The organism is uncultured Thiothrix sp. (assembly GCF_937873765.1).
In the GTDB taxonomy this organism is placed as follows: Bacteria; Pseudomonadota; Gammaproteobacteria; order Thiotrichales; family Thiotrichaceae; genus Thiolinea.
Window position 1 is genome coordinate 1 of sequence record NZ_CALMZC010000013.1, and the last position, 11,584, is coordinate 11,584.

Below are 11,584 nucleotides of genomic sequence, written 5' to 3' on the forward strand. Positions count from 1 at the left end.
CATTGGCGAATTCATTAATCAGATGTTTTTCAACTCTTCTGGTGCATGACCAAAACCATTACTGACAAACTCGATAATTCAATTTAAATAAGGTCGGTTCAGCTTTATCGGTCGAGCTAATTTTCAAGTTTGCTTGACCCTCACCCCCTTTAATCCGCAAGCGCAGATTAACGCGAATATTGGTATCTTGCCCACAATTCGACCATTGCAGGGTATCTTCAGGATTAACACTATCACTAATAGAAAATTGGCTGTCAGTGGGTAGGGCTAAGCTGCTGACTTGTGATGCTCCGATCGAACCCGCGAAAAAGTATGCACGGCGGAGTTCAATGGTTAGGCCATTTCCACTTAAATTACCCGTAAAATGCAGAGGTATCAGGGAAACTTGATAGCCATTCGGGACAGTCACCGGGATGGCTAAATTACAAGTAATATTACCATTCTGATCTTGCCCTGTGCCGATAACCAAGTCATTGAAGCGGAGCTTGATGCTCGCTGATTGCGGCTGCAGCTCAACCTGTGCACTGCCCGCTGGGCAACCCGAACCCGCAATAGCAGGCGTTTCCGCAAGGACTGGCAGGCTAACACTCCCCGTATTCGGATTGGAGCTAGCAGGCAGTTCGGGTGAGCTTGCCTGATTATTTATGGCTTTATCGCCACAACTCGCTAAAAAACAGCAGCTTAGAATCAGCAGAACAGAATGAGAACGCATAAGCTTAAATCCTTTTAAGTATTCTTTAATTTAACTGTAGATCAACTAGCCGCTCTTCGCTAAAAGCTCTTATTAATATCTGGATATTCTCTAAGAATTCAATGAGTTATTGCTGCACTGCATTAATCCAATTCATCAAATGGCATTTGAGCATCTGATCATTTGATCAAATCTAGATAAAACTCAATATTATCAATTTTATTATAAATAATTGAATTTATTAAATTAATTTGATTGGCACGTTGTTTGCTAAGTAAAGGCAACCCGTTTGGTTAATTGTTTTGGAGGAAACACAACCAATGGATGCCAACCCAACTGAGCCATTTTTCCAGCCGCGTTATGTACGGGTCACGGGAGTACGTGATAAGCGCTTCGTGGAGTTCGATTTTTCCATCGGTGATCCCAGTTTGTTTGTGGAATTGGTATTGCCTTTCGAGCAGTTTCAGCAGTTTTGCAAACGTAATCAAGTGGTTGAGGTGAGTGCAGAGCAAGCCGCCCAAATTGATTACGACCAACTGAAATGGCGCTTTGGAAAACCCGGTGTTCAGTTTTAGAGGCAAATTTGTTACTGGAGGAGAACCTGCATGTCTTTGAATATTGCTGCAAAAGAAATTAAACCACTACGCCAAAATTATGGGCATATTGCACGGCGGATTGGTGAGCATAAGCCCGCCACGCGCTATCAAGAAGCCGTTTATGATGTTCAGCCCACTACTAATTTCCATTATCCACCGAGTTGGGATCCAGGTCGCCAATTATACGATACCGCTCGCACGGCTATCGTGATGCAGGATTGGTATAGCTTCACCGATCCGCGCCAGTTCTATTACACCAGCTATGTCGCCGCGCGTGCTAAACAGCAAGAGATTATGGAAAGTAATTTTGAGCTAGTAGAAAAGCGCAATTTGCTCCAAGGTTTGCAGCCTGAACTGGCAGATCAAATTCGCCAAGTGCTGATTCCACTGCGCCATTATGAATACGGCGCAAATATGAATAATCAAGATATTTGCCATCGTGGCTATGGCACAACGATTACTTCCCTCGCTTCTTTTAATGGTTTTGACCGGATTGGTATGGCGCAGTATGTATCACGGATTGCGCTGCTCTTAGATGGCAATGAAGAAACTTCACTCAATGTGGCTAAACAGGCTTGGTTGAATGATCCAGCTTGGCAAGGCTTGCGCCACGTGATGGAAGACAGCTTTGTCTTAGATGACTGGTTTGAAATTCTCCTAGTGCAGGATGTGCTCATGGATGGCTTGCTCTATCCGTTGATTTACGAGCGTTTTATTAGCCAAGTCGCGGCACAAGGCGGGAGTACCTTCTTAATGCTCACGCAGTTTATGAATGAGTGGAGCGAAGAAAATACCCGCTGGACGAATCAACTCTTAAAAGTCACTGCCAGCGAATCGACTGAAAATGCAGCCCTGTTAGCGCAATGGACACAAGCTTGGCTCGCCCGCATTGAAGCTGCTTTAGCGCCGATTGCACAATTGGCTTTTGGTGAGCAAGGGGCTGAGCAATTAGCAGCGGTAAAAGCTGAACTAGTCACGCGTTTAGCCAAGCAAGGCGTAAAGGTATAAGGAGCTAAGCATGTCTGAAAATAAAGTATTCATGATTTTTCAAAATACTGCCGATGCGCAGCCCTTTATCTCTGCCTTTGCCCAAGAAAATCCAGCCGCAACTTTAGACTACCAGCCCGGTATGGTGCGGATTGAAAGCTTGGGTCAGCTTGGCATTACTCAAGAAGTTGTCTCGGAATTAGCAGGACGTGAGGTGAATTTGCAAGAGTTGCATCTCACCTTGATTTCCTTGTCCGGCAATATTGACGAAGACGATGACTATTTCCGTATTACCCGCCACTAACAGGAGCAAGTCATGGCTAAAAAATTAAATATGCGTAAGCGTTATGAGCTGCTAACCCGTGGTTTAGGGTGGGAGCCAAGCTATCAGTCTAAAGATAAGGTGTTTGCACAAGAAGCCTATGAAGGCATCAAGATTACCGATTGGAGCAAATGGGAAGACCCTTTCCGTTTAACGGCGGATGCGTATTGGAAATACCAAGCGGAAAAAGACAAAAAACTCTACGCGGTGATGGATAGCTTCGCACAGAACAATGCACATCTAAATTTAGCAGATGCTAGCTATGTAAATGCGCTGAAATTATTTATTCAAGGCGTGAGTCCGCTGGAGTATGCAGCGCATCGTAATTTCGCGCGTTTAGCTCGCCAATTCAGCGGTGAAGGTGCACAAATCGCCTGCCAGATGCAGTCGATTGATGAACTGCGGCATGCACAAACCCAGATTCATACCATCAGCCATTACAATAAACATTTTCATGGGATGCATGACCCTTTCCACATGTTTGATCGGGTTTGGTATCTATCTGTACCCAAGTCTTATTTCGATGATGCCAGCGCTGCAGGCCCATTTGAGTACATCACTTCCGTTTCCTTCTCCTTTGAGTACTTGCTGACCAATCTCTTATTCGTGCCCTTCATGTCGGGTGCTGCCTATAACGGCGATATGGCGACCGTGACCTTTGGTTTCTCTGCACAGTCAGATGAGTCGCGCCATATGACTTTAGGTTTAGAGATCATCAAATTCTTGCTAGAACAGCACGAAGATAATTTACCGATTGTACAAGGTTGGATTGATAAGCACTTCTGGCGGGCGTATCGCTTACTTGGTTTGGTGGCGATGATGCAAGATTATTTCTTACCAGAAAGCCCGATGTCTTGGAAGGAAGGCTGGCAGATTTACTTTGTAGAAAATGCCGGTGCGCTCTTTAACGACCTTGGGCGCTATGGCTTAAAAATGCCGAAGTACCATGAGATTGCCACGGCTGAAGCGGATCATATTAGTCATCAAGTTTTTGGGATTTTCTACAACTATATTCATGCAGCGGCTTTCAATTTAGGTTTACCTTCTGAGCAGAAGATGAATTGGCTCTCTGAGAAATACCCCGACACCTTCGATAAATACTATCGTCCCCGTATGGAAATGTGGGCGGAGATGGCGAAAGACGGTAAGCGCTTCTTCAATATGGGCTTGCCACAGCTCTGTCAGGTTTGCCAAATCCCGATGGGTTTCACGGAGATTGCTAAAGGTGATCCTATGCAAGTGGCTTATCGTGTGAGCGAGTTCAAAGGTGAGAAGTTCCATACCTGTTCCGATGGTTGCAAAGATATTTTTGATCATGAACCCGAAAAGTATGTGAATGCTTGGTTGCCTGTGCACCAAATCTTCCAAGGCAATTGCGGTGGGGCAGCAGTGCCCGATGTGTTGAATTGGTATCACTTCCATCCAGAAGATGGTGGCGATTATGCGGGTTCTGCAGACGAAGCTCGTTGGAAAGCAATGAAAGGCGCAGTCACAACAGAATCCACAGAAACCACTAAACCCATTCAAGCCGATGCAGCCTAGGAGAACAGTACATGGCCGTTAAATGTATTCAAGGCGATTATCCATCCGTCCATATGGATAGCGTTGACCGCTTTCATGGTAATCAGTTGGTCTATGTTGGCTGGGATCATCACACCAGCATCTGTACTGCGAATGCTTATCCCTTGCCGCCAGAGATGCCGTTTGGTGCTTTGACGGCTGCTGTTTTACCCAGTGTGTTAGCACCGCACCCTGATTTTGCCCACATTGATTGGAGCAAAGTCGAGTGGATCTTGGATGGACAAGCTTTTACGCCGGATATGGGCAAAAGTCTAAAAGAGAATGGAGTAGGGCATAAGTCCTTAATTCGTTTCAAAACCCCCGGCTTAAATGGCTATCAAGGTACAGGAAACTAAACCCCACCCTAACCCTCCCCTTATCAAGGGAGGGAGAAAAGATAGTGATGTCCTCCCCTGAAAAGGGAAGGTCAGGCGGGGTTTCTTAAAGGATTACACAATGAGCTATCAATTAACCATTGAGCCGCTGGGGGAAACCATTGAGGTGGAAGCAGGCCAGACCTTATTAGATGCAGCCTTGCGGGCAGGGATTTATCTGCCGCATGCCTGCGGGCATGGCTTATGTGGAACGTGTAAAGTCGATGTCCTCGATGGCGAGATTGAGCACGGCGAAGCTTCCCCCTTTGCGCTGATGGATATGGAACGTGAGGACGGTAAATGCTTGGCTTGCTGCGCGCGTGCCACGGGTGATGTGACGATTGAAGCGGATATTGAAGAAGACCCAGATGCGCGGCACTACCTAGTGCGCGATTATATTGGAGTGGTTTCTAAGATTGACACGCTCACTCCACGCATCAAAAGCGTTTTCTTGGCAATTGAAAATGGCGGGATTGAGTTTCAAGCAGGGCATTATATCAATTTGCTGATTCCAGGCATGGAAGATCAACCCCGTGCGTTTTCGATTGCTAGTCCTCCTTCCGAGAAAAATCTGATTGAGCTAAATGTCGCTTTAGTGGAGGGTGGTAAGGGTACGCATTGGCTACACCATGAACTAAAAGTTGGGGATGAATTGCGCTTCAATGGGCCATATGGGCGCTTTTATGTGCGTGAATCTGCTAAAGAACCCATGTTATTTCTCGCCGGTGGTTCGGGTTTGTCTAGCCCTAAATCCATGATTTTGCATCTATTTGAGCAGGGTGAGCAGCGTCCGGTGACGTTTATTTATGGGGCGCGTAACCAAGCTGAACTGTATTACCGCGATCTGTTTGAAGAATTAACTCGGGATTATCCTAATTTCACTTATTTGCCGGTACTGTCGGCTGAGCCAGAAGATTCAGACTGGCAAGGTCTACGTGGCTTTGTGCATGAAGCGGCTAAACAGCATTTTGCTGGAAAGTTTGCAGGCCACAAAGCTTATATGTGTGGGCCACCGGCAATGATTGATGCCTGCATTACCACGCTCATGCAAGGCCGCTTATTTGAGCGCGATATGTATATGGAGAATTTCTATACACAGGCGAGTCGCAATACCGCGCCAAAAAGCCCCTTGTTTAAAAATATTTAAGGAGTAGCGATGATTACTAATCCAGAAATCGCTAAACAGATTCAAGCGGCTGGTATTCAAACCAATTACCACGATGTCGGTAGCGGTGAGCCAGTGCTGTTGATTCATGGTTCTGGCCCTGGGGTAAGTGCATGGGCGAATTGGCGCTTAAGTTTGCCTGCCTTGAGCACTAAGTTTCGGGTGATAGCACCGGATATGGCCGGTTTTGGTTTTAGTGAACGCCCTACTAATTATCAATACAGCATGGAAAACTGGGTTACTCAAGCCGTGGGTTTATTAGATGCCTTAGGGCTTGAGCGTGCTTCTTTAGTAGGTAATTCCTTTGGGGGAGCCTTAGCACTGGCTCTAGCAATTCACCATCCTGAGCGGGTGAATAAGCTAGTGTTGATGGGTAGTGTGGGTGTACCTTTCAAAATCACTGAGGGTTTAGATCGGGTTTGGGGTTATGAGCCTTCTTTGCAAGCTATGAAAAGTTTGCTGGATATTTTTGCTTATAACCGTGCTTTAGTAACGGATGAATTAGCAGAGCTACGTTATCAGGCGAGTATTCGCCCCGGTTTCCAAGAGTCTTTTTCAGCGATGTTCCCCGCACCCCGCCAACGGTGGGTGGATGCCATGACGAGTGCTCTTGCGGATATTTGGGCTTTGCCGCATCACACACTGATTATTCATGGGCGCGATGACCAAGTAATTCCACTACAGAATGCCTATGACTTATTGGATCTGATTGAGCGCTCAGAACTGCATGTGTTTGGTCAATGCGGCCATTGGACGCAAATCGAACACGCCACGAGTTTTAATCAATTAGTTGCAGAATTCTTAGAAAGAGCCTATTGATATACATTAATATCGATATTATTGGAATTAGCGATAATGTTGAGCTATCTACAGCAAGGTTACACCATCCACATCAACGAAATAGAGGAACAGTTTGTGTGTCGCCCGCAGGAAATGCTGCTTGCTGGGATGGTGCGTTTAGGTAAGCGCGGTATACCCGTTGGCTGTCGTAGTGGTGGCTGCGGAGTCTGCAAAATACAGATCCAGCAAGGTGAATATGCCACTGGAAAAATGAGCCGTGTGCATGTCAGCGAGCAAGAGGAGCAAGCTGGCTATGTTTTGGCCTGTCGCTGTCAACCCAAAAGTGATTTGGTGATTACTGTGATTGGTCAGATGCGCAAGGCAACACATGCTTCAATTTAATTAACTCTGGAGGAGAGTCTAAAAATGCCAATGACAGGAGTTTTGCGTCCGGGCCACGTGCAAATTCGTGTGCTAGATATGGACGCTTCGATCACTCACTATGTTGATCGTATGGGTTTATTAGAAACTGACCGTGATGAGCAAGGTCGGGTGTATTTAAAAGGTTGGGATGAGCATGATTGGTTTTCCGTAGTGTTGCGCCCTGCCGATGCACCGGGGATGGATTTCATGGGTTTCAAAGTGGATAGTGTTGAGACACTGAATCGCTTGGAACAAGCTTTAAAAGACTATGGTTGTGAAACCACTCGCCATCCCGCAGGTGATCTCAAACATTGTGGCGAGCGCGTGAGCTTCGTCTCTCCAATGGGACATACGTTTGAGCTATTTGCTCAAAAAGACTATATCGGTAATGGCTTAGGTAATAAGAATCCACATCCTTGGCGCGAAGATTTAAAAGGCATGAAGGTGCATCGTTTTGATCATTGTTTACTGTATGGCGATGATTTGGATGGTGCGGTGAAACTATTCACTGAGGTTTTAGGCTTCCAACAAACTGAAAAAGTCATGGTAGGCCCTGATCAATCAGTACAAATCGCTAGTTTCTTAACGTGTGGAATGAAAGCGCATGATTTGGCACTGATTCGGCACGCAGAGAAAGGCAAACTGCATCATGCTTCCTTCTTACTCAGAAGCTGGGAAGAGGTTTTACATGCGGCGGATATTATGGGACGTTACAAAATCCCGATTGATATTGGCCCGACACGGCATGGGATTACCCGTGGTCGTACTATTTACTTCTTTGACCCATCAGGCAATCGCAATGAAACTTTCTGCGATTCCTATGACTGGTATCCGGATAGCCCAGAAATCACTTGGACAGAAGATGAGTTGGGTGGCGCGATTTTCTACCACGATCAGCAGTTGAATGAGCGCTTCTTGAATGTGGTGACTTAATATTTCGGCTAAGAGTTTTAGAGCCGCTTAGCTGACGCTAAGTGGCTTTGTATTTACAATGTCATCACACTATTCTAGACTCCTATTAATCTATAGGAGTTCTAGTAATGCCAAATATATCAACAGTTCCCAACCTTAAGTCCGCCCCTTTAAATATCCGTATTCGCCAAGAGCAGCGTAATATGATTGAAAAGGCTGCGCGTATTCTTGATAAAACGGTTTCAGATTTTGTTCGTGATGCTGCTCTAAGAGATGCAGAAAATACCTTATTAGACAGGACAAACTTTCATTTAGAGTCAGAGGCTTGGGAGTTATTTAATCAAGCTTTAAATACCCCTCCTGTAGAGAATGCAAGTCTTCGCAATTTAATGCTACGTAAGCCTGTATGGGGAAAATAAATCTGTATACGCCAGAACCATTAAATACTCAACATGATTTAACTAAGTTTAATTGTGGTGAGGTCTTGTTAGACGAGTGGTTGCGGCAACGTGCTTTAAAAAATGAGGTACTAGGCGCGTCACGGACTTTTGTCGTCTGTAAAAATGCTTCTGTGGTGGGATACTACGCTTTAGCGGCGGGTTCTATTAACCATACTGAGGTGGTGAGTAAAGTAAAACGTAATATGCCTGATCCGATTCCTGCTATTATTCTAGCAAGATTAGCAGTCGATCAATCCTGTCAAGGCCAAGGTTTAGGTTATTCATTATTGCCGGATGGGTTACTGCGTTGCCAAGCCGCTGCTGGTTACATTGGTGCTAAAGTTATTCTAGTGCATGCCTTGTCAGATAAAGCTAAAGCCTTCTATGAGTATTTTGGGTTTAGAACCTCACCGATTGATGATCGAGTGTTAATGTTGGTTCTGAGTGAGCTAGCTTAACTTTTTTACTGCCTGCTATAGTTTTTTTATGTAAGCATGATTTGTATAATAAGTGTTCAGGAAAAATAGTTTGTCTAAAACTATGACGATTGAATAGATAAATTCTTTGAGTGTTTTATTCTATGGTTGGTCATCTAAAATATGATATTGCCCTTTCTTTTGCTGGAGAGGATCGGCAATATGTAGATCAAGTAGCTACTTTGCTTAGAGATTCTGGGGTGAGTGTGTTCTATGATCGTTTTGAAGAAGCTAATCTATGGGGAAAAAACTTATATGATTATCTTGTAGACATTTATAAAAGTAAAACTAAGTATACTATCATGTTTATTTCCACTCATTATGCTAAGAAGTTGTGGACGAATCATGAAAGACAAGCCATGCAAGCTAGCGCTTTTAGTGAGAGCCAGGAGTATATTCTTCCAGCAAGATTCGATGATACGCCTATACCCGGCGTTCTTCCTACCATTGGTTATATTTCGCTAATTGATTTAAAACCTGCTGAATTTGTCAAAATTATTCAAAAAAAACTAGTTATAAATAATTGTAGTATTCCATCCGAATCGCATCGGACGGGTCTGTTAGCCACATCTATATCTAGGTTGGGCCAGTTCAAAAGTACAATAAGAGTCCTGAATATTGATGGTGATCCTATATGCAATGCTAAATTAATGGTTCTTGCAAGCAATAAAACGACTAAAGAAGCTTATACTTCATCTGCTGGCTTAGCAGTCTTCGATTTGCCAGTTAGAAGAAAGTATACAGTCTTGTTTGCTCATCCTGATTATCGGGGAGCTATTTATGAAGACTGGGATCCTGACGATGATTTAGTTTTGGATTTGGCTTTGGATAAAAAAGATGTAGTAGGCTCTATGGTATTTAATCAGTATGGGCAATTGCCTAATCTTAAGGGTTATCTTCAACCTATATTAGATAGTATTAATAGAACATATTTATATGCAAATAATATTGCAATCAATGGAGGTTTGACACAACCAGTTTATTTCAAACTTAATGAAGCTATAACTTTAGAAGATGCAGAAGGATCAATTGTTAAAATTGAAATTTTATATATTCAAGGTGTTACATGTTTGATTAACTATTCAAAAGCTCATTAATTGCGAATAAGTTTTAATATAGCGCTTTCTCTTTTAAAAACTGCTGCGTAATCTCCGCAGTTTGGCGAATATGCGTCTCAGTTTCCTTACATAGCGTATTCGCGTCCCGTGCTAGAGCCGCTTCATAAATCCGCTGATGTTCCAAATGGACATCGCGCATCCCTAAATTCGCTACCAATGAAATATTCCGATACCGCTTATGTTGATCGTAAAGAATATTGTAAAAGTGCAGTAACCACTTGGAAGTACAAGCGGAGATTAAGGCCCAATGGAAATCATGATTACGCTGCTCCCAAGTTTCTAAATGGGCAAATAAATCTAATTCTTCGATTTTGCTGAGTTGGTAGTAGGTCGCAACCACTCGTGATTCCCAATCATCTTTACCGTGCTGGATGCTATTACGCAGTGCTTTTAATTCCATGGTCACGCGCAGTTCGGTGACATCATCCAAATCTTCCGGTGAAATAGGCGAGACGCGAAAGCCACGTTGGCCTTCGGTAATCACGAAACCATCCGAGCTTAAGCGGCTTAAGGCTTCACGTAGCGGGGTGGCCCCGACATTATATTCGGCACGCAGATGTTCAATTTTTAGTTTGCTCTCTGGTGCGAGTTTGCCGTCGATAATATCGGCACGTAATTGTCCATAGACATAGTCGGTTAACGTCTTCGGTACAGAGTCGACAGGCTGTAGGCTGGTCATAAAAAGTGTAAGAGCCATCAAAGATAATGGCGCGATTATAGCAACAAGCCAACTGACTGGGACAGTCAGTTGGGGTTTTATCCGAAGGCTGTGGCTTTAGGTGTTGAAGCTAGGGTTATTGAATCACAGAAATTTCAATACGCTGACTCTTCTTAGCTGCAGCTACTGTTTTGTCAGGAGAAGGACGCTTGCCCATGCCCATAATGGTGATCCGTTTACCGTTTATACCAGCTTTGACAAGGTTTTCACCTAAAGCCTGAGCACGCATTAAGGATAAGTCATCGCTATTCTTATGCTTTGCACTGGTTTCAGTGGTGTAAGTAGTGATCAAGAAGTTCGCTTCTGAGTAGTGTACTAATAAAGCTGCCAGCATTAGCATTTTGGCCTCAGAGTTTTTGGTTAACTTAGTGGTTTTGGCTTCAAAATTGATGCCATCGATCCCCACGGGTGTTTCTAAGGTTTTATTCTCTAAGTAGGTTTGCAGTTTAGCTTCAGGGCTACCCGGGGCTAATTCGAGTTTATTGATAATACGGGTTGTTGACTGAGCTAGCTGAGTTGTTTCTGTGGTCGTAGTGCTAAGTGTAATGTTAGCTTTCACAAGGCCAGGAGGCGGTGGAAGGGTATTAGCAGTAGTAGGGGTGGCTTCGATTGTGGAGGCAAGAGCTTGTGCATTGCCTGTGCTGGCTAAACTATTAGATTGAAGGGTACTGTTGGTAGTGTGCTTAGCTAAAATGGGTATGGCCTGCTGCTCACTCTGCCAAGGATTTAAATACCAATAAACTAGCCCAAAAGAGAGTAAGACTAACCCAGCGATAAGACCTTCTTGGGTTGAGGTCAGCCCCTTAGTTCTTTGGGAGTTTTCTGCCATAGTCACCTTCCATTTTGATTAGCTTGGGGTGTTACACATGCAATACGTACGTGAGCAACCTCAGTTTAGGTTGTTGCTCGAAAGACTCAGGGAGATTGTGGATACCCGTATCTGAGTGTAGAAAAAATTTATAGGCTTTGGGTAGTGGTTAGTTGTTTTTTGACAAAAAAATTAACAATTATTTTCTACTTCC

At 44.2% G+C, this 11,584-nt stretch carries 15 protein-coding genes; 12 read left to right on the forward strand and 3 right to left on the reverse strand.

The window, feature by feature from the left end; all coding sequences use genetic code 11:
- Window positions 1-58 precede the first annotated feature (58 nt).
- Window positions 59-712, reverse strand: a complete 654-nt coding sequence (locus Q0307_RS02495; RefSeq protein ID WP_298655981.1) for a DUF4360 domain-containing protein — start codon at window positions 710-712, stop codon at window positions 59-61.
- Between the two features lie 299 nt (window positions 713-1,011).
- On the opposite strand from Q0307_RS02495, the gene Q0307_RS02500 reads away from it, so the two are divergent.
- The 12 genes from Q0307_RS02500 (at window position 1,012) to Q0307_RS02555 (ending at window position 9,823) form a co-directional block, all read left to right on the forward strand.
- Window positions 1,012-1,266 (forward strand): phenol hydroxylase subunit, encoded by a 255-nt coding sequence (locus tag Q0307_RS02500; protein WP_298655985.1) that lies wholly within the window; start codon window positions 1,012-1,014, stop codon window positions 1,264-1,266.
- A gap of 30 nt (window positions 1,267-1,296) precedes the next feature.
- On the forward strand, window positions 1,297-2,295 hold the full coding sequence (locus Q0307_RS02505; protein ID WP_298655987.1) for an aromatic/alkene monooxygenase hydroxylase subunit beta: 999 nt from the start codon (window positions 1,297-1,299) through the stop codon (window positions 2,293-2,295).
- A gap of 10 nt (window positions 2,296-2,305) precedes the next feature.
- Window positions 2,306-2,578: an MmoB/DmpM family protein gene (locus Q0307_RS02510; RefSeq protein ID WP_298655990.1), complete on the forward strand. Its 273-nt coding sequence runs from the start codon at window positions 2,306-2,308 to the stop codon at window positions 2,576-2,578.
- Between the two features lie 12 nt (window positions 2,579-2,590).
- Window positions 2,591-4,138, forward strand: a complete 1,548-nt coding sequence (locus Q0307_RS02515) for an aromatic/alkene/methane monooxygenase hydroxylase/oxygenase subunit alpha (protein WP_298655993.1) — start codon at window positions 2,591-2,593, stop codon at window positions 4,136-4,138.
- An 11-nt stretch (window positions 4,139-4,149) separates the two neighbouring features.
- Window positions 4,150-4,512, forward strand: a complete 363-nt coding sequence (locus tag Q0307_RS02520) for a phenol hydroxylase subunit P4 (protein WP_298655996.1) — start codon at window positions 4,150-4,152, stop codon at window positions 4,510-4,512.
- 100 nt (window positions 4,513-4,612) lie between these two features.
- Window positions 4,613-5,677 (forward strand): NADH:ubiquinone reductase (Na(+)-transporting) subunit F, encoded by a 1,065-nt coding sequence (locus Q0307_RS02525; RefSeq protein ID WP_298655999.1) that lies wholly within the window; start codon window positions 4,613-4,615, stop codon window positions 5,675-5,677.
- A 9-nt stretch (window positions 5,678-5,686) separates the two neighbouring features.
- Window positions 5,687-6,514, forward strand: a complete 828-nt coding sequence (locus Q0307_RS02530) for an alpha/beta hydrolase (protein ID WP_298656001.1) — start codon at window positions 5,687-5,689, stop codon at window positions 6,512-6,514.
- A 36-nt stretch (window positions 6,515-6,550) separates the two neighbouring features.
- Window positions 6,551-6,877: a 2Fe-2S iron-sulfur cluster binding domain-containing protein gene (locus Q0307_RS02535; protein WP_298656004.1), complete on the forward strand. Its 327-nt coding sequence runs from the start codon at window positions 6,551-6,553 to the stop codon at window positions 6,875-6,877.
- Window positions 6,878-6,901: 24 nt separating this feature from the next.
- The gene (locus Q0307_RS02540) at window positions 6,902-7,831 is read left to right on the forward strand and encodes a catechol 2,3-dioxygenase (protein WP_298656006.1); all 930 of its coding nucleotides are present in this window, start codon (window positions 6,902-6,904) and stop codon (window positions 7,829-7,831) included.
- 107 nt (window positions 7,832-7,938) lie between these two features.
- Complete coding sequence (locus Q0307_RS02545) at window positions 7,939-8,229, forward strand: DUF1778 domain-containing protein (protein ID WP_298656009.1); 291 nt, start codon at window positions 7,939-7,941, stop codon at window positions 8,227-8,229.
- The gene (locus Q0307_RS02550; RefSeq protein ID WP_298656011.1) at window positions 8,217-8,708 is read left to right on the forward strand and encodes a GNAT family N-acetyltransferase; all 492 of its coding nucleotides are present in this window, start codon (window positions 8,217-8,219) and stop codon (window positions 8,706-8,708) included. The genes Q0307_RS02545 and Q0307_RS02550 overlap by 13 nt, the downstream gene beginning before the upstream one ends.
- Window positions 8,709-8,830: 122 nt before the next feature.
- Window positions 8,831-9,823, forward strand: a complete 993-nt coding sequence (locus Q0307_RS02555) for a TIR domain-containing protein (protein ID WP_298656014.1) — start codon at window positions 8,831-8,833, stop codon at window positions 9,821-9,823.
- 13 nt (window positions 9,824-9,836) lie between these two features.
- Here Q0307_RS02555 and Q0307_RS02560 read toward each other — a convergent pair whose 3' ends face one another.
- Both Q0307_RS02560 and Q0307_RS02565 read right to left on the reverse strand, forming a co-directional pair.
- Window positions 9,837-10,523, reverse strand: coding sequence for a GntR family transcriptional regulator (locus Q0307_RS02560; protein WP_298656017.1), 687 nt, complete (start codon window positions 10,521-10,523; stop codon window positions 9,837-9,839).
- 115 nt (window positions 10,524-10,638) lie between these two features.
- Window positions 10,639-11,391 carry an OmpA family protein gene (locus Q0307_RS02565; RefSeq protein WP_298656020.1) on the reverse strand — a complete coding sequence of 251 codons (753 nt, stop codon included), beginning with the start codon at window positions 11,389-11,391 and terminating at the stop codon, window positions 10,639-10,641.
- Window positions 11,392-11,584: the final 193 nt, after the last annotated feature.

Excerpts from the sequence above, each read along its gene's own strand:
- Q0307_RS02555 (WP_298656014.1), top strand. The coding sequence starts at position 8,831 with ATGGTTGGTCATCTAAAATATGATATTGCCCTTTCTTTTGCTGGAGAG.
- Q0307_RS02525 (WP_298655999.1), top strand. The coding sequence starts at position 4,613 with ATGAGCTATCAATTAACCATTGAGCCGCTGGGGGAAACCATTGAGGTG.
- Q0307_RS02500 (WP_298655985.1), top strand. The coding sequence starts at position 1,012 with ATGGATGCCAACCCAACTGAGCCATTTTTCCAGCCGCGTTATGTACGG.
- Q0307_RS02550 (WP_298656011.1), top strand. The coding sequence starts at position 8,217 with ATGGGGAAAATAAATCTGTATACGCCAGAACCATTAAATACTCAACAT.
- Q0307_RS02515 (WP_298655993.1), top strand. The coding sequence starts at position 2,591 with ATGGCTAAAAAATTAAATATGCGTAAGCGTTATGAGCTGCTAACCCGT.
- Q0307_RS02520 (WP_298655996.1), top strand. The coding sequence starts at position 4,150 with ATGGCCGTTAAATGTATTCAAGGCGATTATCCATCCGTCCATATGGAT.
- Q0307_RS02535 (WP_298656004.1), top strand. The coding sequence starts at position 6,551 with ATGTTGAGCTATCTACAGCAAGGTTACACCATCCACATCAACGAAATA.
- Q0307_RS02530 (WP_298656001.1), top strand. The coding sequence starts at position 5,687 with ATGATTACTAATCCAGAAATCGCTAAACAGATTCAAGCGGCTGGTATT.
- Q0307_RS02505 (WP_298655987.1), top strand. The coding sequence starts at position 1,297 with ATGTCTTTGAATATTGCTGCAAAAGAAATTAAACCACTACGCCAAAAT.
- Q0307_RS02565 (WP_298656020.1), bottom strand. The coding sequence starts at position 11,391 with ATGGCAGAAAACTCCCAAAGAACTAAGGGGCTGACCTCAACCCAAGAA.
- Q0307_RS02560 (WP_298656017.1), bottom strand. The coding sequence starts at position 10,523 with ATGACCAGCCTACAGCCTGTCGACTCTGTACCGAAGACGTTAACCGAC.
- Q0307_RS02510 (WP_298655990.1), top strand. The coding sequence starts at position 2,306 with ATGTCTGAAAATAAAGTATTCATGATTTTTCAAAATACTGCCGATGCG.
- Q0307_RS02540 (WP_298656006.1), top strand. The coding sequence starts at position 6,902 with ATGCCAATGACAGGAGTTTTGCGTCCGGGCCACGTGCAAATTCGTGTG.
- Q0307_RS02495 (WP_298655981.1), bottom strand. The coding sequence starts at position 712 with ATGCGTTCTCATTCTGTTCTGCTGATTCTAAGCTGCTGTTTTTTAGCG.
- Q0307_RS02545 (WP_298656009.1), top strand. The coding sequence starts at position 7,939 with ATGCCAAATATATCAACAGTTCCCAACCTTAAGTCCGCCCCTTTAAAT.